Origin of the sequence: Pelomonas lactea, from assembly GCF_043555885.1 — a bacterium.
Classification (GTDB): domain Bacteria; phylum Pseudomonadota; class Gammaproteobacteria; order Burkholderiales; family Burkholderiaceae_C; genus Pelomonas; species Pelomonas lactea.
In genome coordinates, this window is sequence record NZ_JBIGHX010000004.1 from 323749 (window position 1) to 346788 (window position 23040).

Sequence of the window (23040 nt, forward strand, 5' to 3'; positions counted from 1 at the left end):
GGGTCCGGACGGCAGCGCAGGATTATGGCATTCGTCTTATACGAAGGCTTGGGCGTTTTCGCCCGGCATAATACGGCTTCGCAATAGCGTTACTGGGTCTTTCGATGGCTGCCCGACTCGGGCCCCATCTGTTGATCGCGCAGGTTCCGAATCCACCTCACGAGGGTGAGAAGAGGAGCACCAATGGTTTTTCGTTAGAGAAATTCGCAAAGGTTCTAAAAATGGACATGTCTGCCGCGGAAATGAAGCGCGCCGCCCTGGCGCAGCCGCACACCTCCTCCCCCAATTCTTCCACCGCGGAGCTCAATGGCTCCGAGATCCTCGTTCGCTGCCTGCAGGCCGAAGGGGTGCGTCATCTCTGGGGCTACCCCGGCGGCGCGGTGCTCTACATCTACGACGCGCTCTACAAGCAGGACAGCATCCAGCACGTGCTGGTGCGTCATGAGCAGGCCGCCGTCCATGCCGCTGACGGCTTTGCCCGCGCCTCTGGCGAAGTGGGCGTGGCGCTGGTGACGTCCGGTCCGGGTGTGACGAATGCCATCACGGGCATCGCCACCGCCTACATGGACTCGATCCCGATGGTCATCATCTCGGGCCAGGTCCCGACGCCAGCGATCGGCCTGGACGCCTTCCAGGAGTGCGACACGGTCGGCATTACGCGCCCCATCGTCAAGCACAACTTCCTGGTGAAGGACGTGCGCGACCTGGCGGTGACGCTGAAGAAGGCGTTCCACATTGCCCGCACCGGCCGGCCCGGGCCGGTGGTGGTCGACATCCCCAAGGATGTGTCGCTTGCGAAGACGACGTTCAGCTACCCGGACCGCATCGAGATGCGGTCCTACAACCCGGCCAAGAAGGGCCACAGCGGCCAGATCCGCAAGGCGGTGCAACTGCTGCTGCAGGCGAAGCGCCCCTACATCTACACGGGTGGTGGCGTCATCCTGGGTGAAGCCACGGCCGAGCTGCGCCAGCTGGTGGACATGCTGGGCTTCCCCTGCACGAACACGCTGATGGGCCTGGGCGCCATGCCCGGCACCGACCCGCGCTTCCTGGGCATGCTGGGCATGCACGGCACGTACGAAGCCAACATGACCATGCAGCACTGCGACGTGCTGCTGGCCGTGGGCGCGCGCTTCGACGACCGCGTGATCGGCAACCCCAAGCACTTCGGCTCGGTCGAGCGCAAGATCATCCACGTGGACATCGACCCGTCGTCGATCTCCAAGCGCGTGCGCGTCGACATCCCCATCGTGGGCGACGTGAAGGATGTGCTGCAGGAACTGATCGCCCAGCTGAAGGAAGCACAGGCCAAGCCCGACGCGAACAGCGTCAACGCATGGTGGAGCCAGATCAATGAGTGGCGCCGCCGCGACTGCCTGGCCTACAAAGGCTCGGACGAGGTCATCAAGCCGCAGATGGTGGTCGACACGCTGTGGAAGCTGACCCGCGACCGCGACACCTACATCACGTCGGACGTCGGCCAGCACCAGATGTGGGCCGCGCAGTTCTACAAGTTCGACGAGCCGCGCCGCTGGATCAACTCCGGTGGCCTGGGCACGATGGGCGTGGGCCTGCCGTACGCGATGGGCATCAAGCTGGCGAAGCCGGAGTCGGATGTGTTCTGCATCACCGGCGAGGGCAGCATCCAGATGTGCATCCAGGAGCTGTCGACCTGCTTCCAGTACAAGACGCCGGTCAAGATCGTCTCGCTGAACAACCGCTACCTGGGCATGGTGCGGCAGTGGCAGCAACTCGACTACGAGGGCCGCTACTCGCACAGCTACATGGATGCGCTGCCCGACTTCGTGAAGCTGGCCGAGGCCTATGGCCACGTCGGCATCCTGGTCGAGAAGCCCAGCGACGTGGAGCCCGCGCTGAAGGAGGCGATGCGTCTGAAGGATCGCACCGTGTTCCTGGACATCCGCACCGATCCGACCGAGAACGTCTGGCCCATGGTCAAGGCGGGCAAGGGCATCTCGGAAATGCTGCTGGGGTCGGAAGACCTGTGACCGGCTGAAGCCGTGGGTGCTGGCGAGGGTTACCGCCCCCGCCGATGCCGGCGGCGGATGCCGAACACAGCCGACCCGGCAGGCCTCCCTTTTTGAATCGAACCCGCTGCCAAGGCTCGCCGGTTACCACCGGTGGCGCTGAAGAGCGCGAAGGACGAGAACCCATGAAACACATCATTGCCTTGCTCATCGAGAACGAGCCCGGCGCGCTGTCGCGCGTCGTCGGCCTGTTCTCCGCCCGCGGCTACAACATCGAGAGCCTCACGGTCGCGCCGACCGAGGACGCCTCGCTGTCGCGCATGACCATCGTGACCACCGGCTCCGACGAGGTCATCGAGCAGATCACCAAGCACCTGAACCGCCTCATCGAGGTCGTCAAGGTCGTCGACCTGACCGAGGGCAACTACACCGAGCGCGAGCTGATGCTCATCAAGGTGCGCGCCGTCGGCAAGGAGCGCGAGGAGATCAAGCGCACGGCCGACATCTTCCGCGGCCGCATCATCGACGTGACCGAGAAGACCTACACCATCGAGCTGACCGGCGACGCCGGCAAGCTCGACGCCTTCATCGACGCGATCGACCGCGCGGCGATCCTGGAAACCGTCCGCACCGGCGCCAGCGGCATCGGCCGCGGCGAGCGCATCCTGCGCGTCTGATCCGTTCTCACCCCCAACAACCCCACAGTTTTTTCCTGGAGCACGACCCATCATGAACGTCTACTACGACAAGGACGCCGATCTCAGCCTCATCAAGGGCAAGAACGTCACCATCATCGGCTACGGCTCACAAGGCCACGCCCACGCGCAGAACCTGAACGACAGCGGCTGCAAAGTCACCGTGGCGCTGCGCCGTGGCGGCGCGTCCTGGGCCAAGGCGGAAGGTGCCGGCCTGAAGGTCGCCGAGATCGCCGAGGCCGTGAAGACGGCCGACGTGGTCATGATCCTGCTGCCCGACGAGCAGATCGCCGACGTCTACAACAAGGAAGTCGCCCCCAACCTGAAGGCCGGCGCCTCGCTGGCCTTCGCCCACGGCTTCAACGTGCACTACGGCCAGGTGCAGCCGCGCGCCGACATCGACGTCTGGATGGTCGCCCCCAAGGCCCCCGGCCACACCGTGCGCGGCACCTATCGCCAGGGTGGCGGCGTGCCCCACCTGATCGCCGTCTACCAGGACACCACCGGCAAGGCCCGTGACCTGGCCCTGAGCTATGCCGCGGCGAACGGCGGCGGCAAGGCCGGCATCATCGAGACCTCGTTCCGTGAAGAGACCGAGACCGACCTGTTCGGCGAGCAGGCCGTGCTGTGCGGCGGTGCCGTGGAGCTGATCAAGGCGGGCTTCGAGACGCTGACCGAAGCCGGCTACGCGCCCGAAATGGCTTACTTCGAGTGCCTGCACGAGCTCAAGCTGATCGTCGACCTGATCTACGAAGGCGGCATCGCGAACATGAACTACTCGATCTCGAACAACGCCGAGTACGGTGAGTACGTGACCGGCCCGCGCGTCGTGACCGAGGACACCAAGAACGCGATGCGCCAGTGCCTGAAGGACATCCAGACCGGCGAGTACGCCAAATCCTTCATCCTGGAGAACAAGGCCGGCGCTCCGACGCTGATCAGCCGCCGCCGCCTGACCGCCGAGCACCCCATCGAGCAGGTGGGCGCCAAGCTGCGCGACATGATGCCCTGGATCAAGGCCAACAAGCTGGTCGACAAGTCCAAGAACTGATTGCCCACCTTCGGGTGCACAAAAGGCCGGCGCATGCCGGCCTTTTTCGTTCAGGGCTGATGGTTGGCCCGCAACGAGTCCACGGCGGCCTCGGGCAGCCACAGCAAGGTGTTGAGGTAGGTGTCCAGGCAGTCGACCAGTGCCTGCCGCGGCCCTTCGCGCCAGACGGCGGAGCCGTAGAAGGCGTCCTGCCGGGCCACCAACTGCTCGCGGCTGTCGAAGGCGCGGATGAGGAAAAAGCTCTCCTCTTCGTGATCCGAGCGACCGAAGGCGACGACATCCATCCCGCTGGCCCGCACCAGTGGGAGGGCGGCGCGCACGGCCGTGACAAAGCGCTCGGCGCAGCCCGGCCTCAGGCGGTAGGTTCGAACCTCTATCAGCTTCATCACAAGGTGTCCTGTCGTTCCCGACATGCTAGGAGCGGCAATTGCCGGGATCTGTCAGCTATCCTGCCAACCTATGACCCCTGATCCCATCGAGGACGACGAGCCCAGCCTCGCCGTCCGCCCGCGCCGCAAAGGCATCTACGCGCTGCCCAATGCCATCACGCTGGGCGCGCTGTTCAGCGCGTTCTACGCCATCGTGATGGCCATGAATGGCCGCTTCGAGGTGGCCTGCGTGGCCATCTTTGCCGCCGCCATCCTTGACAGCCTGGACGGTCGCGTCGCGCGCATGACGAACACCCAGTCCGCCTTCGGCGAGCAGATGGACAGCCTGTCCGACATGGTCGCCTTCGGCGCCGCGCCGGCGCTGATCGTCTACATGTGGGCGCTGAAGGACATGGGCAAGCCGGGCTGGATCCCGGCCTTCGTCTACATCGCTGGTGCGGCGCTGCGGCTGGCGCGCTTCAACGTCAACATCGGCGTCGTCGACAAGCGTTACTTCCAGGGCCTGCCCAGCCCCGCCGCGGCGGCGCTGGTCATCGGCCTGATCTGGTCGGTGGTTGACCAGGCTGACTACGCGGGCGTGAAGCCCGGCAGTTGGGTCACCTGGGCGGCCTACGGCATCACCCTGTTTGCCGGGCTTTCGATGGTGACGAATGCTCCGTTCTACAGCTTCAAAGTCTTCGACCGGCGACGCTCCGTGCCCTTCTTCGTGCTGGTCGTGATCATGCTCGGCATCGGCCTCGCAGCACTCGATCCATCGCGTGTTCTCTTCGGTGTCTTCTGTGTTTACGGCCTGTCGGGCTATGTCATCTACGCGTGGCGCAAGGCCAAGGGCAAGCCCGTGAGCGTCATCTCCACGAGCACGGACGAGCCCGACGAGCGTGGCTTGCACCAATAGGCTTTCGTGCTAGATTCCAGCCCCATGAGCCGCGCCACGCGAATTAGCCTGCTACTAGCCCTAGAGGAACCACGGGTTCGCTAGTCAGTCGCGCGCGTACGCTCACCCCTGACCCCAACGGCCCGTTTGCAACCGCAGCGGGCCGTTCGAGTTTCTGACAGCTGCAGGTTGCGCCCACCCCCTCGGATGGACCCACCATGTTGAAGCAACCGCAGCTCAAGTACCGCCCCTTCGCACCGATCGCACTGCCGGACCGCACCTGGCCCGATGCCGTGCTGACCCGTGCGCCGATCTGGCTGAGCACCGACCTGCGGGACGGCAACCAGGCCCTCATCGAGCCCATGGACATCGCCCGCAAGCTGCGCATGTTCCAGCAGCTCGTGAAGATCGGGTTCAAGGAGATCGAGGTCGGCTTCCCCTCCGCCTCGCAGACCGAGTTCGACTTCGTGCGCCTGCTCATCGAGGGCGGCCATATCCCCGACGACGTGACCATCCAGGTGCTGACGCAGGCACGGTCCCACCTCATCGAGCGCACCTTCGAGGCGCTGGACGGCGCCAGGCACGTCATCGTGCACGTCTACAACGCGGTCGCGCCCATCATGCGGCGAGTCGTGCTGGGGCAGGACGAGGACGGCATCGTGGAACTCGCCGCCTCGCACGCCCGCCAGATCAAGGACCTGGCTGCCGCACGGCCGGGCACGGACTGGCGCTTCGAGTACTCGCCCGAGATGTTCTCGGGCACCGAGCTGGCCTTCAGCAAGCGCGTGGTCGATGCCGTCACGGCCGTCTGGGCGCCCACGCCCGATCGCAAGTGCATCATCAACCTGCCGTCCACCGTCGAGCACAGCACGCCCAACATCTTTGCCGACATGATCGAGTGGATGCACCGTCACCTCGAACGGCGCGACTGCATCGTGCTGTCGGTCCATCCGCACAACGACCGCGGCACCGGCACCGCCGCCGGTGAACTGGCCCTGATGGCTGGCGCCGACCGCGTCGAGGGTTGCCTGTTCGGCAACGGCGAGCGCACCGGCAACGTCGACCTCGTCAACATCGCACTGAATCTCTACACCCAGGGTGTGGACCCGCAGCTGGACTTCTCGGACATCGACGAGGTGCGCCGCTGCGTCGAGCACTGCACGCAGATCCCGGTCCACCCACGCCATCCGTACGTGGGCGATCTCGTGTACACCTCCTTCTCCGGCTCCCACCAGGACGCCATCAAGAAGGCCTTCGCCGCGCGCCAGCCTGGCGACATCTGGGACATGCCCTATCTGCCGGTCGACCCCAAGGACCTGGGCCGCAGCTACGACGCCGTCATCCGCGTGAACAGCCAGTCCGGCAAGGGCGGCATCGCCTACCTGCTGGAGACGGAGTACGGGCTGGAACTGCCGCGCCGGCTGCAGATCGAATTCAGCCAGGTCGTGCAGCGCGTCATGGACGACGCCGGCAAGGAACTCACGGCCGCGGACATCCACGCCATCTTCGAGCGCGAGTACGGCATCGGCAGTGCAGCCGCTGCCGTCGTGCAGCCGCAGATGACCGAGGTCGCGGGCGGCGCGATGCGGCTGTCGGCCGAGGTCGTGCTGGGCGGCTGGATGGGCCACGTGCAGGGTGAGGGCAACGGGCCCATCGACGCCTTCGTCAACGCGCTGTCCGCCCGCCTGGGCCAGGAAGTGCGCGTGCTGGACTACCACGAGCACGCCATCGGCAGCGGCGCCGACGCGCGCGCGGTGGCCTACCTGGAGCTGCGCGTGGGCGACGTGACGCGCCACGGCGTCGGCATTGATGGCAGCATCGTGCGTGCATCCATGCAGGCCATCCTGTCCGGCCTGTCCCGCGCACCCGTCACGGTGCCCCAGATTCGAGAGGAAAACGTGCGATGACCGACAAGCTCATCATCTTCGACACCACGCTGCGCGACGGCGAACAGTCGCCCGGCGCGTCCATGACGCGTGACGAGAAGCTGCGCATCGCGCGTCAGCTGGAGCGCATGAAGGTCGACGTCATCGAAGCCGGCTTCGCGGCGTCCAGCAACGGCGACTTCGAGGCCGTGAAGGCCATCGCCGCCGCCATCAAGGACAGCACCGTCTGCTCGCTGGCCCGCGCCAATGACCGCGACATCTCGCGCGCCGCCGAGGCGCTGGCCGGCGCCAGGCGCGCGCGCATCCACACCTTCATCGCCACCAGCGAACTCCACATGGAGAAGAAGCTGCGCATGACGCGCGAGCAGGTGCTGGACCAGGCGACGCTGGCGGTGCGCTTCGCCCGCAACCTGTGCGGCGACATCGAGTTCTCGCCCGAGGACGGCTACCGTTCCGACATCGACTTCCTGGCCCGTGTCTGCGAGGCCGTCATCCGCGAGGGTGCCGGCACCATCAACATCCCCGACACGGTCGGCTATGGCATCCCCGAGCTCTACGGCGACTTCATCCGCCGCCTGCGCGAGAAGGTGCCCAACTCCGACCAGGCGATCTGGAGCGTGCACTGCCACAACGACCTCGGCATGGCGGTGGCCAACTCGCTGGCCGGCGTGAAGATCGGCGGCGCACGCCAGATCGAATGCACCATCAACGGCCTGGGCGAGCGCGCTGGCAACTGCTCGCTCGAAGAAGTCGTCATGGCCGTCAAGACGCGGCGCGACTACTTCGGCCTGGATGTCGGCATCGAGACCTCGCAGATCGTGCCGGCCTCCAAGCTGGTGTCGCAGACCACCGGCTTCGTCGTGCAGCCCAACAAGGCCGTCGTCGGCGCCAACGCGTTCGCACATGCCAGCGGCATCCACCAGGACGGCGTGCTGAAGGCGCGCGACACCTACGAGATCATGCGCGCCGAGGACGTGGGCTGGGCGGCCAACAAGATCGTGCTGGGCAAGCTGTCGGGCCGCAACGCGTTCAAGCAGCGGCTGCAGGAACTGGGCATCGAGCTGGAGAGCGAGGCCGAAGTCAACGCGGCCTTCGTGCGCTTCAAGGACCTGGCCGACCGCAAGAACGAGATCTTCGACGAGGACATCATCGCCCTCGTCATGGACGAGTCGGTGACGGCCGAGCAGGAGCACTTCCGGCTGCTGTCGCTGTCCCAGCGCAGCGAGACCGGGGAGCGTCCGCACGCCGCCATCGTCTTCGCGATGGGTGCGCAGGAACACCGCGCCGAGAGCGACGGCAACGGCCCGGTGGACGCGACGCTGCAGGCCATCGAGTCGGTCGTGCAGTCGGGCGCCGAGATGCTGCTGTATTCGGTCAACGCCATCACCGGTGGCAGCACCGAATCGCAGGGCGAGGTGACGGTGCGGCTGCAGCATGCCGGCCGTGTCGTCAACGGCGTGGGGGCCGACCCGGACATCGTCGTGGCCTCGGCCAAGGCCTACCTGTCGGCGCTGAACAAGCTGCTGAGCAAGGCCGAGCGGGTCGCTGCCCAGGGGTAGCCGCCGCCCGGGCGCTGTAACTGGCGTGACCCGCGTCACGCCGGCTGCAATCGTTACCCGTTGGTGTGGAATCTGGCGCGAATTCGCCCCGCTGCTCGCGCCTCCCGCACCGGGTGGCGGCCACAGAATCGCGCCAAGGCCACCCGTGGGCAGCGTGCGGGAAGGGCCGGTGGGCCATCTGGGGCTGATCCTGATACACGTCGTCTGTCAGCCCAGGCCTACTTGCGAACGTTGGACCCGCTGCAACGCGATGGAACCGTCACGAGACCTCACTTGAGGTATCTGGCCTAAGTTCTTATCTTGTCAGTGATTTTGGCGTCACGTACACTGCCGCCCTGCTGTTGGGGACCCCGTTGAAGATTCCATTCGCCGCCGTATTCCTGAGCCTCAGCCTGCTGGCCGTGACCAGCACCGCCGAGGCCGCCGCCAGCAAATCCACCAAGGCCAAGGCGTCCGCCACGCAGACGCGCAAGGTCAAGTCCGTCGTGCTGCGCAAGCAGGCCGCGCCCGTGGCGCGCGCCGTGCCCACGTTCGGCCAGGTGGCCGGCCTGCACGAGGCGGATGACCCGCTGTCGCTCAAGTCCAGCGTGGCCTACGTGCTGGACCAGAACACCAACGAGGTGCTGTTCTCCAAGAACCCGCAGGCCGTGCTGCCCATCGCGTCCATCACCAAGCTGATGACGGCGCTGGTGGTTGTCGAGTCCGGCCTGCCGATGGACGAGAAGCTGACCGTCACCGACGAGGACAAGGACACCGAGAAGAACACCGGCTCGCGCCTGGCCTTCGGCACGACGCTCACACGCGGCGAGATGCTGCACCTGGCACTGATGTCCAGCGAGAACCGCGCCGCTCACGCGCTGGGCCGCAACTATCCTGGCGGCCTCGATGCCTTTGTCACGGCCATGAACGCGAAGGCGGTGGCCCTGGGCATGACGGACACGCACTACGTGGAGCCGACCGGCCTGTCCAGCCGCAACCAGAGCAGCGCGGCCGACCTGGCCAAGCTCGTCAACGTGACCAGCCAGGTGCCCATCCTGCGTGAGCTGTCGACGTCGCGCGAGGCGCGCGTGTCGCTGGGCAAGCGCCTGGTGCAGTTCCGCTCCACCAACGGCCTGCTGTCCAACCCGCTGTGGGACATCGGCCTGCAGAAGACCGGCTTCATCAACGAGGCGGGCAAGTGCCTGGTCATGCAGGCCAGCATGGCGGGCCGCAAGCTGATCATGGTGTTCCTGGATTCCAGCGGCAAGGCGTCGCGGATCGCCGATGCCGAGCGCATGCGCAAGTGGCTGGCGTCGCAGCCGGGCGAGCAGGCGGCGACGGTGTCGACCAAGTTCTGACGGTTGATCCGTCCATGAAAACGGCGCCTCATGGCGTCGTTCTTGTTTCTGAAGCGAGGGGCACCGACCAGGTCGGCCGCGTCCAGCGGGCAGAACTGGGCGAGGAGCGCCTGTTTCAGGCCCGGTAACCGAGTGCCGTCGAGATCTGCGCGGCGGTTTCCTTGAGCCGCACGACCCAGCCTTCCTCGAGCCGGTCGGCCGGCGCCGAGATGGACAGGCCGGCCACCAGCTTGGCCTGGTCGTCGTAGATGCCGGCGGCCATGCATCGCACGCCCAGCTCCAGTTCCTCGTCGTCGCGGGCGATGCCGCGCTGGCGCACCATGGCCAGCTCGCGCTCCAGCGCGCCGATGTCGGTGAGGCTGTTGCGCGTGTGGCCCGACAGCCCCGTGCGCGTGGCGTAGGCGCGCACGCGCGGGCTGTCGTCGCTGGCCAGGAACAGCTTGCCCACCGACGTCAGGTGCAGCGGCGCACGGCCGCCAACGGCGCGCACGACCTGCATGCCGGAGCGCTCGGAGTAGGTCCGCTCGATGTAGACGATCTCGTCGCCCTGGCGCACCGACAGGTTGACCGGCTGGTGGGTGAACTTGTGCAGCTCGCGCATCGCGGGCAGCGCGGCGTCGCGCACGTCCAGCCGTGCCTTCACGAGGTTGCCCAGCTCCAGCATGCGCATGCCCAGGCGATAGCTGCCGGCTTCGGGGCGATCGACGAAACGACCCAGCGTCAGGTCGTTGAGAATGCGGTGCGCCGTCGACGGGTGCAGGCCGGTGGCCTCGGACAGCGCCTTCAGCGACACGGGGTCCTGATGCCGGGCCAGCACGTCCAGCAGCGCGAACATGCGCTCCAGCACCTGGATCGCCGGGGTTTGCGCTTCTTTGGATTTCATGCCGTCATTGTGGGGGAGATTGCGGGTGTTTTGTATGGCGAAAGCGGGCTTCAGAACGTGGCAAGTCCTCGGCGCGTTGCTGTTGTGGGCTGGCGCGGGTTTGGCCCAGGCGGCCGACGCACCGGCAGCGTGGCTGCGCATGCCCAAGCTGTACGGCCGCATCACGGCGGCGGAACTCGGCCTGGTCATCAACACGGCCGACCCTTACTCGGTGACCATCGGCGAGTACTACGCCCGGCGCCGCGGCATCCCGGACGCCAACATCGTGCGCGTGCAGCTGCCGCAGCGCGCCAACCTGACGCGTGACGAGTTCACCGCACTGAACGACGCCCTCCGCAGCCAGTTGCCCGAGAGCGTCAACGGCCTGGCGCTGGCCTGGGTGCAGCCCTATGCGGTGGACTGCAACTCGCTGACCAGCGCGCTGGGCCAGGGGCTGCAGCCCGACGTCTGCGCGAACAGCTGCGCACCCACGCGGCCCAGCCCCTACGTGAGCTACTTCGGTGCCCGGCCGTGGGTGGTGCTGGGGCTGCGGCCGGCCATGCAGCTGGCGGCGCGTTCAGTACCGGCCGCGATGGCGATGATCGAGCGCGGCATCGCGTCCGACCACTTTCTGGCTGGCGGCGCCGCGCAGCCCGCGGTCGCCTACCTGGCCGCCACGCCCGATGCCAACCGCAACGTGCGCGAGCGGCTGTTCCCGCCGGCGGGTCCGGTGCCCGGCGTGGCCGGCTTCGAGGTCGCGCGGGTCAGGAGCGACGCGCTGCCGCCCCTGCGTCGCACGCTGGTCTACCAGACCGGGCTGGCGCGCGTGCCGGCGCCGCTGGGCGGGGAGTGGCTGCCCGGCGCGCTGGCCGACCACCTGACGTCGTTCGGCGGCCAACTGGACCGGCCCGCGGGCGAGGGCCAGATGAACATCCTGGACTGGATCGATGCCGGCGCCACGGCCACCTACGGCACGGCCAGCGAGCCCTGCAACCACCTGCAGAAGTTCCCGCACCCGCAGGTGCTGATCCAGGCCTACGCGCAGGGCGTCAGCGCGCTGGAGGCCTACTGGCACAGCGTCGCGTGGCCGGCTCAGGGCGTGTTCGTCGGCGAGCCCCTGGCCGCGCCGTTCGCGCCGGTGCCTACGACGCCGTGAGCGGCGTTGCGCCCCGCCCGCACGGCGCCTTCCAGCGTGGCCGGGTAGGGGCCGTCGACGTAGTCCCCGGCCGCCCACAGGCCCGGCGCGATGAGGGCCGGCGGCCGTGCGATGCCGGGCGTGCAGGCGAAGGTGGCGCGCTTCTCGGTCAGCACCTTGTCGATGACGGGCGGCGTGGCCCAGCGCAGCTCGCGCGTCGCCTGCGCCAGCACGGCCTCGGCGCAGCCGCCGCGCGCCACCCACGGCGCGGCGCCGCTGACGACGAAGGCGAAGCGGCCCGGCGCGCCGCCTAAAGCGCCATGGTCGAAGACGAACTGGGCCGGTGAGTCGGCGCCCTCGCGCAGCGCCAGCATCGGCGAGGGCAGGGCGCTGCCGCGGCTGTGCAGGTAGACGGTGATGATGGGCTCGAAGCCCAGGGCTTGTGCCGTGCCCGACCAGGCGGGCGCGATGCCTGCGGTCAGCCGCGCGGCCTCCACGCTGGTGCAGGCCAGCACGACGGCGTCGAAGGCCTCGCCGTCCACGCGCCAGCCGGGTTCGAGGGCGTGCACCCGCGCGCCCAGCCGCAGCCGCTCGCCCAGCCAGCCCGTTGCCGGGCCGGCCAGCAGCTCGGACAGTGGTCGCCGCGGCAGCAGCAGGTCGGCGCTGCCGGCGCCGCTGAACAGCGCGTCCTTCAGCACGCGCAGGAACACGCGGGCGCTGGCCTGAGGTGCGGGTGTGTTCAGTGCGGCGACGCACAGCGGGTCGATCAGGTCGCGCTTGACCGGCCCGGGCAGCCCGGCGCACAGCTGGGCGACGCTCAAGGCCGCGTCGCAGCGGAAGCCCCGTGCCAGCCAGCCGCCGGCCGCCAGCAGCAGCCCGAGCCGGGCGCCCAGCGGCCAGCCGCCGTGCGCCAGCACGCCGCGCGTGAAGGCGACGAGTGGCGGGCCTGGCGGCAGCCGCAGGCCCGGCTCGCCGGGGTAGGGCAGGGCCAGTGGCAGGCGCTTCAGCACCGCGGCCGGGTCCACGCCCAGCCGGCGCATCAGCGCGAGGCTGTCGCGGTAGGCGCCGATGAGGATGTGCTGGCCGTTGTCGTAGTCGGGCGTGCCGGCCACGCTGCGTGCCCGGCCGCCCAGCTGCGGCGCCATCTCGAAGACGGTGATGTCGTGGCCCGCATCGGCCAGCGTGACCGCGGCCGAGATGCCGGCCCAGCCGCCTCCGACGACGGCGACCTTCAACGTCCGCGCCAGTTGGTTTTCATCGCGATCCACAGCTTGCGCACCGGCGTCAGCGAGATGCGCTGGTGCAGCACCTGGAAGTTCTCGCGCTCGATCTCCACGAGCAGCGCGCGGTAGATGTTGGCCATCATCAGCCCGGGCTTCTGCGTGGCGCGGTCGGCGGCCGGCAGCAGCGCCAGCGCCTCGTCGTAGAGCTGGTGCGCGCGCTGGGCCTGGAACTGCATCAGCGCCGTGAAGCGCTCGCTGTAGCCCCAGGGCTTGCTGCGCAACAGGATCTCGTTGGCCTTGACGCCAAACTGCTGCAGCTCGTTCACCGGCAGGTAGATGCGGCCGCGCCGCGCGTCGTCGCCGACGTCGCGGATGATGTTGGTCAACTGCATGGCCAGGCCCAGCTTGTGGGCGTACTGCACCGTCTGCGGCTGCGTGCGGCCGAAGATGCCGCTGGCCACTTCGCCGACGACGCCGGCCACCAGGTGGCAGTAGCGGGCCAGGCCGGCGTAGTCGAGGTAGCGCGTCTGCTGCAGGTCCATCTCGCAGCCTTCGATGACGGCGTTCAGGTGCTCCAGCCGGATGTCGTAGGCCGCCACATGCGGCATCAGCGCCTTCATGGCCGGGTGGCTGGGCTGGCCGGCGAACGCGGCCGCGGCTTCCTTGCGCCACCAGGCGAGCTTGGTGGCGGCGACGCCCGGGTCCTGCGTCTCGTCGACGACGTCGTCGACCTCGCGGCAGAACGCGTAGAAGGCCGTGATGGCCGCGCGCCGCGGCGGCGGCAGGAACAGGAAGGCGTAATAGAAGCTGGAGCCGCTGGCGGCGGCTTTCTCCTGGACGTATTGCTCTGGGGTCATGGTGTGGCCCGCATTGTCAGCGCACGCCACAGCAGCCGGGGCAGATCCGAGGCGGTGACGGCGGGGCGGCGCAACAGGCTGTCGTGGCCACCGGCGGCGATCTTGTCGAGGATCAGCAGGCCGCCCTGCACGACCAGGCGCAGCTCCCAGCCGGCGCGGCCTGGCAGGGTGCGGGCCAGCGGCGCGCCGTCGCGCATCAGTGCGCGGGCCCAGCCGCAGAGGTCGGCGATCAGCGCCCGGGCTGCCGCGCCGTCCCGGCAGGCCAGCACGTCGTCGGCGGTGAGGCCGTGGCGGTCCAGGTCGTCGTGCGGCACGTAGAGCCTGCCGTTGGGCCCGTCGCGGGTGAAGTCCTGCCAGAAGTTGATCAGCTGCAGCGCCGAGCAGATCGCGTCCGAGCGGCGCAGCGAGTCGGCGTCATTCACCCCGTACAGCCCCAGCAGCAGGCGGCCGACCGGGTTGGCCGAGCGGCGGCAGTAGTCCAGCAGGTGGGCGCGGTCGCGGTAGCGGGGCGGTGCCAGGTCCTGCTCGAAGGCGTCCAGCAGGTCGTGCAGCAGCACGGGCTGCAGGCGGTGCATCTCGCGCGCCAGCGGCGTGAAGACGCGCGGCCAGCGCGGCGACGGCGCCCGGCCGGCGACGGTGGCGGCCAGGTCGGCGCGGTAGTCGCGCAGCGCCTGGCGGCGCTCGGCGGGGGCGGCGTCCCCCTCGTCGGCCAGGTCGTCGGCGGTGCGGGCGAAGTGGTAGATCGCGATCACGGCCGGCCGCAGCGCGGGCGGGCACAGCACGGAGGCAACGGGGAAGTTCTCGTAGTGGTCGACGCTCAAGCTGTTTCTCAACTTCCGCTTGCAAATGCCCGCCGTTCCAGCGAACCTCTTCGAGGTTTGACAGCCGTCACAGGGTCTGAATACATTACTGACCCGCCGGTCATTAAATTTCGAGGCTGGCGCCCATCTCTGCCGAGGTCTGCATGCCCCATCTTCTGCGTCTCGCACCGCCCTTGCTGTTGGCGGCACTGCTTTCGGCCTGCGGCAAGCAAGCTGCCGCACCCGAACCGGAACGCGCGGTGCGCACCCAGTTGGTCAGCGCCGGTGCGGCGAGCGCCAGCCATGAGTATGCGGCCGAGGTCAAGGCGCGGGTCGAATCGCGGCTGTCCTTTCGCGTCAGCGGCAAGCTGCTGAGCCGCGCGGTGAACCTGGGCGACACCGTGAAGGCCGGCCAGGTGCTGGCGCGCATCGACGGGCAGGATCTGAAGCTGGCCGAGGCGGCCGCCGCGGCCGGCGTGGCCGCCGCGCGCACCAACCGCGACCAGCTGGGCGCCGACTACAAGCGCTTCGTTGACCTGCAGCGCCAGGGCTTCATCAGCGCTGCCGAGCTGGAGCGGCGCGACTCGGCCTTCAAGGCCGCACAGGCGCAGCTGGAGCAGGCCAAGGCGCAGGCCGACGTGCAGGGCAACCAGGCGGCCTACGCGCAACTGGTGGCCGACGGCGCCGGCGTCGTCACCGGCGTCAACGCCGAGCCGGGCCAGGTGCTGGCCGCCGGCACGCCCGTGTTCAGCGTCGCGCTGGATGGCCCGCGCGACATCGTCTTTTCGGTGCCCGAGGACCAGATCGCCCGCGTGAAGGCCGCGGCCAGCCAGCCTGGCGCGCTGAAGGTGCGGCTGTGGGGCAGCGACAAGACCGCGCCGCTGACGCTGCGTGAGGTGGCCGCCGCGGCCGACCCGGTCACGCGCACCTTCCTCATCAAGGCCGACGCCGGCAAGCTGGACGTGAAGCTGGGCCAGAGCGCCACCGTTGTGCTGGAGCTGCCGCAGATGGCCGGCGTCATCAAGCTGCCGCTGGCGGCCGTGCTGCAGCAGGAGGGCAAGACCTCGGTGTGGCTGCTGGATCCTGCGTCCATGACCGTCAAGCCCCAGCCGGTGCAGGTGGGCGGCGCCGACGGCAACGACGTGGTCATCGCGGGTGGCCTGAGTGCCGGGCAGGAGGTCGTCGTGGCCGGCGTGCATGTGCTGGCGCCGGGGCAGAAGGTCAAGCGCTACGTGCCGCCGCGCACCGTGGCCGCCCCGCCTGCGGCCGCGGCCTCTCGCTGAGCCGGGGGCGCGCATGAACATCCCTCCCAACAAGGCCGCGGTGGGCGACCGCTTCAACGTCTCGCGCTGGGCGCTGGAGCACCCGGCGCTGACGCGCTACCTGATGGTGGTGCTGATGCTGATGGGCTTCGCCGCCTACTTCCAGCTGGGCCAGGACGAAGACCCGCCGTTCACCTTCCGCGCCATGGTCATCCAGGCCTTCTGGCCCGGCGCGACGGCGCAGCAGATGGCCGACCAGGTCACCGACAAGATCGAGAAGACGCTGCAGGAGGTGAACCATGCGGACAAGATCCGCTCGTACACCAAGCCCGGCGAGTCGCTGACCATCTTCCAGGTCAAGGACAACACGCCGCCCAAGGAGGTGGCCGACCTCTGGTACCAGACGCGCAAGAAGATCAACGACATGCGGTCCACGCTGCCGCAGGGTGTGCTGGGGCCGGTGTTCAACGACGAGTTCGGTGACGTCTACGGCTCCATCTACGCGCTGTCGGCCGACGGCTTCAGCCGCGAGGAGCTGCGCGAGCATGCCGACCGCGTGCGCCAGGCGTTGCTGCAGGTCAAGGACGTGGCCAAGGTTGAGATCTTCGGCGTGCAGCCGGAGAAGCTGTTCATCGAGGTCTCGCAGAAGCGCCTGGCCCAGCTGGGCCTGGACTTCAGCCAGGTCATCGCGCAGATCGGCGCGCAGAACGCGGTGGAGGGCGCGGGCGTGCTGAACGCCGGCAGCGCCAACTTCCAGATCCGCGTGCAGGGCCAGTTCACGTCGGCCCAGGCGCTGGCCGAGGTGCCCATCCGCGCCACGAATCCCCAGACCGGCGCGTCCAGCCAGTTGCGGCTGGGCGATATCGCCGAGATCAAGCGCGCCTACGTCGACCCGCCGGCCACCAAGGTGCGGCACCAGGGCAAGGAAGTGCTGGCGCTGGGCGTCTCCATGGCCAAGGGCGGCGACATCATCGCGATGGGCAAGGCGCTGTCCGTGGCGCTGAAGGGCATCGAGCGCGAGCTGCCGGCCGGTATCCAGCTGGAGCAGGTGCAGGACCAGCCCAAGGCCGTCACGACGTCGGTGGGCGAGTTCGTGCACGTGCTCATCGAGGCCGTCGTCATCGTGCTGGCGGTCAGCTTCATCGCGCTGGGCCTGCACACCCGGCCGCTGCGCATCGACGTCTGGCCCGGCCTCGTCGTCGCCATCACCATCCCGCTGGTGCTGGCCATCACGTTCACGGCCATGTTCTATTGGGGCGTGGGCCTGCACAAGATCTCGCTGGGCTCGCTGATCATTGCGCTCGGGCTGCTGGTGGACGACGCCATCATTGCCGTCGAGATGATGGTGCGCAAGCTCGAAGAGGGCTACGACAAGATGCACGCCGCCACCTACGCCTACGACGTGACGGCCATGCCCATGCTGACCGGCACGTTGATCACGGCGGTGGGCTTCCTGCCCATCGGCCTGGCCAAGTCCACGGTGGGTGAATACACCTTCGCGATCTTCGCCGTGACGGCCGCGTCGCTGGTCATCTCCTGGGTGGTGTCGGTGTACTTCGTGCCCTACCTGGGCGCGCTGTTGCTGAAGAGCAAGCAGCATGCGGAAGGCGAGGTGCACGAGCTGTTCGACACGCCGTTCTACAACCGCTTCCGCGCGGTCGTGCGCTGGTGCGTGGAGAACCGCTGGAAGACCATCGGCATCACGTTGCTGGTGTTCGCTTTGGGCATCGTCGGCATGGGCCGGGTGCAGCAGCAGTTCTTCCCGGATTCCAGCCGCCCCGAGGTGCTGGTGGACCTGTGGCTGCCCGAAGGCTCCACCATCCAGGAGACCGAGGCGCTGGCCAAGCGCTTTGAGGCACGCATGCTGAAGGAAACCAGCATCGCGACCGTGACCGCCTGGGTGGGTTCGGGCCTGCCGCGCTTCTACCTGCCGCTGGACCAGATCTTCCCGCAGGCCAACGTGACGCAGTTCATCCTGCTGCCCAAGGATCTGACGGCGCGCGAGGAGCTGCGCAAGCGCCTGCCGGCCGTGCTGGCCGAGGAGTTCCCGGAGGCGCGCGGCCGCGTGAAGCTGCTGCCCAACGGCCCACCGGTGCCGTACCCGGTGCAGTTCCGCGTGACGGGCGCCGACCCCAAGATCGTGCGCGACTGGGCCGACAAGGCCAAGGACATCCTGCGCGCCAACGCCAACATGCGCGGCGTCAACGACAACTGGAACGAGAACGTCAAGACGCTGCGCCTGACCGTGGACCAGGACAAGGCGCGCGCGCTGGGCGTGTCCAGCCAGAGCCTCGCGCAGTCCGCGCGTACGCTGCTGTCGGGCACCGTCATCGGCCAGTACCGCGAGGCCGACAAGCTCATCGACATCGTGCTGCGCCAGCCGCAGGAGGAGCGCGCCGTCATCACCGACATCGGCAATGCCTACGTGCCCACGGCCACCGGCCGCGCCATCCCGCTGACGCAGATCGCCAAGGTCGAGTTCGACTGGGAGCCCGGCGTCATGTGGCGCGAGGGGCGGCTCTACGCCGTCACCGTGCAGGGCGACGTGGCCGAAGGCCTGCAGGGCGCCACGGTCACGAAGGAGGTCTGGCCCAAGCTGGACGAACTGCAGAAGCAGATGCCCATCGGCTACAGCATCCAGATCGCTGGTGCCGTGGAGGAGAGCAGCAAGGGCCAGGGCTCCATCGCCGCTGGCGTGCCGGTGATGCTGTTCATCACCTTCACGCTGCTGATGCTGCAACTGCACAGCTTCAGCCGCGCGATGCTGGTGTTCCTGACCGGCCCGCTGGGCATTGCCGGCGTCGCGATGGCACTGCTGCTGCTGAACCGGCCATTCGGCTTCGTCGCGCTGCTGGGCGTCATCGCGCTGATGGGCATGATCATGCGCAACTCCGTCATCCTGATCGACCAGATCGAGCAGGACCGCGCCCGCGGCGTGCCGGACTGGTCGGCAATCGTCGAGTCCGCCGTCCGTCGCTTCCGGCCCATCGTGCTGACGGCCGCCGCCGCCGTGCTCGCCATGATCCCGCTGTCGCGCAGCGTGTTCTGGGGGCCGATGGCCGTGGCCATCATGGGCGGCCTCATCGTCGCGACCGTCCTGACGCTGCTGGCCCTGCCGGCCATGTACGCGGCCTGGTTCCGCGTCATGCGGCCGCGCGAGGAAGAGCAGAGTCGTCTGCACAGCCAGTTCGTCGACAGCGAAATACCCGACCCGACTTGAACTTCGTGTTCGGGCCGAGCGCCGGGCCGCTCCCGAGCGGGCCCGCTTGGGGCTGCTGGCGGCTCAATGCCGCGAGCAGCCGCGTCCCCGCGGTTGACCGGCCGGGCTGGCCCGCGTTCAGCGACGCCAGGCCGGACAACGGGCTCACTTTTCCTAGGGTTTTGCCGCCCCGCACGCCGGGGCGGCCGGCAAGTCGTGCGAGGTCGCTACAATCGCCGGTTTGCCGAATCGCCCGAATCGTGTCTAAAGGGTTGCCGGCGTCTTCAAAGACGGGCAGCCCATCCAGAACCAACCCGTTGCGCGGGTGGCGAAATTGGTAGACGCACCAGGTTTAGGTCCTGACGCCTTCACGGGCGTGCCGGTTCGAGTCCGGCCCCGCGCACCACTGTCCTTCAACTGTTCCCGAGTCCATCATGGCCGTCACCGTCGAAACCCTCGAAAAGCTGGAACGCCGCATCACCCTGCACGTGGCGGCCGCTGAGATCAACAGCGAAGTCGAAGCCCGCCTGAAGAAGCTGGCCCGCACCGTCAAGGCCGACGGCTTCCGCCCCGGCAAGGTGCCGATGAACGTCGTCGCCCAGCGCTACGGCTACTCGGTGCAATACGAAGTCGTCAACGACAAGCTCGGCGCCGCCTTCAACAACGCCGCCAACGAAGCGCAGCTGCGCGTCGCCGGCATGCCCCGCATCGAGCAGAAGGACCAGGCCCCCGAAGGCCAGATGGCTTTCGACGCCACCTTCGAGGTCTACCCCGAAGTGAAGATCGGCGACCTGGCCGCCGCCGAAGTCGAGCGCGTCACCAGTGACGTCACCGAAGAAGCCATCGACAAGACCGTCGAGATCCTGCGCAAGCAGCGCCGCAGCTTCGCCCAGCGTGCCGCTGCCGACGTGGCCGCCGCCGGTGATCGCGTCACCATCGACTTCGAAGGCAAGATCGACGGCGAGCCCTTCCAGGGTGGCAAGGCCGAGGGTTTCCAGTTCCTGATCGGCGAAGGCCAGATGCTGGAGCAGTTCGACGCCGCCGTGCGCGGCATGAAGGCCGGCGAGAGCAAGACCTTCCCGCTGCAGTTCCCCGAGGACTACCACGGCAAGGACGTGGCCGGCAAGGAAGCCGACTTCCTCGTCACGGTCAAGAAGATCGAAGCCCAGCACCTGCCCGAAGTGAACGAGGCGTTTGCCAAGTCACTGGGCATCAAGGACGCGACGGTTGAAGCGCTGCGCGCCGACATCAAGAAGAACCTCGAGCGCGAGGTGAAGTTCCGCGTGCTGGCCCGTAACAAGGGCGCCGTCATGGACGCGCTGGTGGCCGTGTCGGAGCTGGACGTGCCCAACGCGCTGGTGCAGGGCGAGGCCGAGCGCATGGTCGGTCAGGCCCGCGAGGACCTGAAGAAGCGTGGTGTGAAGGACGCCGACAAGGCCGAGATCCCCGCCGACATCTTCAAGCCCCAAGCCGAGCGCCGCGTGCGCCTGGGCCTGGTGGTGGCCGAACTGGTGCGCGCCAACAACCTGCAGGCCAAGCCGGCCCAGCTGCAGTCGCACATCGAAGAGCTGTCGCAGAGCTACGAGAAGCCCGCCGAAGTCATGCGCTGGTACCTGAGCGACCGCGAGCGCATGGCCGAAGTCGAGGCCGTCGTTGTCGAGAACAACGTCACGGACTTCGTGCTGGCGACCGCCAAGGTCACCGACAAGGCCCTGCCGTTCGACGAGCTGATGGCCCAGGGCAACTGAAAGCCCTTCGCATGACGAAGGCGCCGCGCCGCAAGGCCCGGCGCCTTTTTACTTGCGTGGCCATAATCCGCCCCCATAACGGTTGCAGTTGAAATTGATTTCAAGGATTTGAATGAGCGCTCTGGACACCAGCAATCTCGGCCTCGTGCCCATGGTCATCGAACAGTCGGGCCGTGGCGAGCGCGCCTACGACATCTACTCGCGCCTGCTGCGCGAGCGCATCGTCTTCCTGGTCGGCCCGGTGAATGACGCGGTCGCCAACCTAGTCGTCGCCCAGTTGCTGTTCCTGGAGAGCGAGAACCCCGACAAGGAGATCTCGCTCTACATCAACAGCCCGGGAGGCAGCGTGTCGGCTGGCATGTCCATCTTCGACACGATGAACTTCATCAAGCCCGAGGTGTCGACGCTGTGCATGGGCATGGCGGCCAGCATGGGCGCCTTCCTGCTGGCGGCCGGCGCCAAGGGCAAGCGCTTCTCGCTGCCCAACGCCAAGGTCATGATCCACCAGCCTCTGGGTGGCGCACAGGGCCAGGCAACGGACATCGAGATCCATGCGCGTGAAATCCTGAAGACTCGCGAGGCGCTGAACCGCATCCTCGCTGAGCGCACGGGGCAGACGCTGGAGAAAATCCAGTCGGACACGGAACGCGACTACTTCATGTCCGCTGCCGAGGCGCAGAGCTACGGCCTGATCGACCAGGTGCTGGAACATCGCCCCTGAGTCCTGACGGGCCGTCGCCGGCCCCCGGGAATCGCAGCGAAATCGGGACCCTTATCCCCGCAAGGGTCCCGAGATCGTTTGGACTATCATCATTCGAGGCATCCCGCCTCTCATTGAGCAGTTTCATGGCCGAGAAAAAAGGCACCTCCAGCGAGAAAGTTCTGTACTGCTCCTTCTGCGGCAAGAGCCAGCACGAGGTCAAGAAGCTGATCGCCGGCCCGTCCGTCTTCATCTGCGACGAGTGCATCGAGCTGTGCAACGACATCGTCCGTGACGAGATCCCCGCGCCGGCTCCCGCTGCACGCGCCGGCAAGTCTGACCTGCCCGTGCCCAGCGAGATCAAGGCCAGTCTGGACCAATACGTCATCGGCCAGGACGTCGCCAAGCGCACGCTGGCCGTGGCCGTCTACAACCACTACAAGCGCCTGCGCCACATGGCGACGGCCAAGGAATCGGTCGAGCTGTCCAAGAGCAACATCCTCTTGATCGGCCCCACCGGCTCCGGCAAGACGCTGCTGGCGCAGACGCTGGCACGCCTGCTGAACGTGCCGTTCGTGATCGCCGACGCGACGACGCTGACCGAAGCCGGCTACGTCGGCGAGGACGTCGAGAACATCATCCAGAAGCTGCTGCAGAACTGCAATTACGACGTCGAGCGTGCGCAGCGCGGCATCGTCTACATCGACGAGATCGACAAGATCTCGCGCAAGGCCGACAACCCGTCCATCACGCGCGACGTGTCCGGCGAAGGCGTGCAGCAGGCGCTGCTCAAGCTCGTCGAAGGCACGATGGCCTCGGTGCCGCCGCAGGGCGGCCGCAAGCACCCCAACCAGGACTTCCTGCAGATCGACACGACCAACATCCTGTTCATCTGCGGCGGTGCCTTCGACGGCCTGGAGAAGGTCATCCAGAACCGCAGCGAGAAGTCCGGCATCGGCTTCGGCGCGACCGTGAAGAGCAAGTCCGACAAGAAGGTCGGCGAGGTCTTCCGTGAGTGCGAGCCCGAGGACATCATCAAGTTCGGCCTCATTCCCGAGCTCGTCGGCCGCCTGCCCGTCGTCGCGACGTTGGGCGAGCTGACTGAGGACGCGCTGATTCAGATCCTGACCGAACCCAAGAATGCGCTGGTCAAGCAGTACCAGCAGCTGTTCGAGATGGACGGCGTCGAACTCGAAATCCGCAAGCCGGCGCTCGCGGCCATCGCCCGCAAGGCGCTGGCGCGCAAGACCGGTGCCCGCGGCCTGCGCTCCATCATGGAGCAGTCGCTCATCGACACCATGTTCGAGTTGCCGGCGCTGGAAGGCGTCGAGAAGGTCGTGCTGGACGAGCACAACATCGAGGACGCCACGGCACGTCCCTTGCTGGTCTATCGCGAACAAAAGGCCAGCGCGTAAACCGCACCAAGCCCTCAACTTGCAATCGCCCCCTCAGGCCGCACATCGGCCTGAGAAAGA

At 67.7% G+C, this 23040-nt stretch carries 18 protein-coding genes and 1 tRNA gene; 14 read left to right on the plus strand and 5 right to left on the minus strand.

All coding sequences use genetic code 11. The features are described from left to right. Positions 1 to 221 precede the first annotated feature (221 nt). The 3 genes from ACG04Q_RS14185 (at position 222) to ilvC (ending at position 3734) form a co-directional block, all read left to right on the plus strand. Positions 222 to 2009, plus strand: a complete 1788-nt coding sequence (locus ACG04Q_RS14185; RefSeq protein WP_394511587.1) for an acetolactate synthase 3 catalytic subunit — start codon at positions 222 to 224, stop codon at positions 2007 to 2009. A 164-nt stretch (positions 2010 to 2173) separates the two neighbouring features. After that, positions 2174 to 2665 carry an acetolactate synthase small subunit gene (ilvN, locus tag ACG04Q_RS14190; protein WP_268168339.1) on the plus strand — a complete coding sequence of 164 codons (492 nt, stop codon included), beginning with the start codon at positions 2174 to 2176 and terminating at the stop codon, positions 2663 to 2665. Positions 2666 to 2717: 52 nt separating this feature from the next. Then, positions 2718 to 3734: a ketol-acid reductoisomerase gene (gene ilvC, locus ACG04Q_RS14195; RefSeq protein ID WP_394511588.1), complete on the plus strand. Its 1017-nt coding sequence runs from the start codon at positions 2718 to 2720 to the stop codon at positions 3732 to 3734. Between the two features lie 50 nt (positions 3735 to 3784). Here the strand turns inward: ilvC and ACG04Q_RS14200 are convergent, their stop codons facing one another. After that, the gene (locus ACG04Q_RS14200; RefSeq protein ID WP_394511589.1) at positions 3785 to 4120 is read right to left on the minus strand and encodes an NIPSNAP family protein; all 336 of its coding nucleotides are present in this window, start codon (positions 4118 to 4120) and stop codon (positions 3785 to 3787) included. A gap of 73 nt (positions 4121 to 4193) precedes the next feature. Here ACG04Q_RS14200 and pssA point away from each other — a divergent pair, with 73 nt between their 5' ends. The 4 genes from pssA to pbpG all read left to right on the plus strand — a co-directional run bounded on the left by pssA (position 4194) and on the right by pbpG (position 9779). Beyond that, positions 4194 to 5018: a CDP-diacylglycerol--serine O-phosphatidyltransferase gene (gene pssA / locus ACG04Q_RS14205; protein WP_394511590.1), complete on the plus strand. Its 825-nt coding sequence runs from the start codon at positions 4194 to 4196 to the stop codon at positions 5016 to 5018. Positions 5019 to 5215: 197 nt separating this feature from the next. Continuing rightward, positions 5216 to 6904, plus strand: coding sequence for a 2-isopropylmalate synthase (gene leuA, locus ACG04Q_RS14210; protein WP_394511591.1), 1689 nt, complete (start codon positions 5216 to 5218; stop codon positions 6902 to 6904). Continuing rightward, a complete protein-coding gene (locus ACG04Q_RS14215) occupies positions 6901 to 8442 on the plus strand; it encodes a 2-isopropylmalate synthase (RefSeq protein WP_394511592.1) in 1542 nt (513 codons plus the stop codon). Before leuA ends, ACG04Q_RS14215 begins: the two co-directional genes overlap by 4 nt. Positions 8443 to 8801: 359 nt before the next feature. Next, positions 8802 to 9779: a D-alanyl-D-alanine endopeptidase gene (pbpG, locus tag ACG04Q_RS14220; RefSeq protein WP_394511739.1), complete on the plus strand. Its 978-nt coding sequence runs from the start codon at positions 8802 to 8804 to the stop codon at positions 9777 to 9779. A 115-nt stretch (positions 9780 to 9894) separates the two neighbouring features. On the opposite strand, the gene ACG04Q_RS14225 is transcribed toward pbpG, so the two are convergent. Beyond that, a complete protein-coding gene (locus ACG04Q_RS14225) occupies positions 9895 to 10662 on the minus strand; it encodes an IclR family transcriptional regulator (protein ID WP_394511593.1) in 768 nt (255 codons plus the stop codon). Between the two features lie 139 nt (positions 10663 to 10801). Here ACG04Q_RS14225 and ACG04Q_RS14230 point away from each other — a divergent pair, with 139 nt between their 5' ends. Further along, positions 10802 to 11797, plus strand: a complete 996-nt coding sequence (locus ACG04Q_RS14230) for a TIGR03790 family protein (RefSeq protein ID WP_394511594.1) — start codon at positions 10802 to 10804, stop codon at positions 11795 to 11797. Here the strand turns inward: ACG04Q_RS14230 and hpnE are convergent. From hpnE to hpnC, 3 genes are read right to left on the minus strand one after another with little or no spacing between them, the layout of a single operon-like run. After that, a complete protein-coding gene (gene hpnE, locus ACG04Q_RS14235; protein WP_394511595.1) occupies positions 11734 to 13044 on the minus strand; it encodes a hydroxysqualene dehydroxylase HpnE in 1311 nt (436 codons plus the stop codon). The genes ACG04Q_RS14230 and hpnE overlap by 64 nt on opposite strands. Beyond that, positions 13008 to 13856 (minus strand): presqualene diphosphate synthase HpnD, encoded by an 849-nt coding sequence (gene hpnD, locus ACG04Q_RS14240; RefSeq protein WP_394511596.1) that lies wholly within the window; start codon positions 13854 to 13856, stop codon positions 13008 to 13010. The genes hpnE and hpnD overlap by 37 nt, the downstream gene beginning before the upstream one ends. After that, entirely contained in the window at positions 13853 to 14677 is an 825-nt protein-coding gene (hpnC, locus tag ACG04Q_RS14245) for a squalene synthase HpnC (RefSeq protein WP_394511597.1), read from the minus strand. Before hpnC ends, hpnD begins: the two co-directional genes overlap by 4 nt. A gap of 239 nt (positions 14678 to 14916) precedes the next feature. Here hpnC and ACG04Q_RS14250 point away from each other — a divergent pair, with 239 nt between their 5' ends. The 6 genes from ACG04Q_RS14250 (at position 14917) to clpX (ending at position 22980) form a co-directional block, all read left to right on the plus strand. Beyond that, positions 14917 to 15939, plus strand: coding sequence for an efflux RND transporter periplasmic adaptor subunit (locus tag ACG04Q_RS14250; RefSeq protein WP_394511598.1), 1023 nt, complete (start codon positions 14917 to 14919; stop codon positions 15937 to 15939). A 13-nt stretch (positions 15940 to 15952) separates the two neighbouring features. Continuing rightward, positions 15953 to 19138, plus strand: a complete 3186-nt coding sequence (locus tag ACG04Q_RS14255; RefSeq protein ID WP_394511599.1) for an efflux RND transporter permease subunit — start codon at positions 15953 to 15955, stop codon at positions 19136 to 19138. Positions 19139 to 19436: 298 nt separating this feature from the next. Beyond that, positions 19437 to 19523, plus strand: a tRNA-Leu gene (locus ACG04Q_RS14260). Between the two features lie 28 nt (positions 19524 to 19551). Next, positions 19552 to 20865: a trigger factor gene (gene tig, locus ACG04Q_RS14265; RefSeq protein ID WP_394511600.1), complete on the plus strand. Its 1314-nt coding sequence runs from the start codon at positions 19552 to 19554 to the stop codon at positions 20863 to 20865. Between the two features lie 112 nt (positions 20866 to 20977). Beyond that, entirely contained in the window at positions 20978 to 21586 is a 609-nt protein-coding gene (gene clpP / locus ACG04Q_RS14270; protein WP_394511601.1) for an ATP-dependent Clp endopeptidase proteolytic subunit ClpP, read from the plus strand. A 125-nt stretch (positions 21587 to 21711) separates the two neighbouring features. Continuing rightward, entirely contained in the window at positions 21712 to 22980 is a 1269-nt protein-coding gene (clpX, locus tag ACG04Q_RS14275; RefSeq protein WP_394511602.1) for an ATP-dependent Clp protease ATP-binding subunit ClpX, read from the plus strand. Positions 22981 to 23040: the final 60 nt, after the last annotated feature.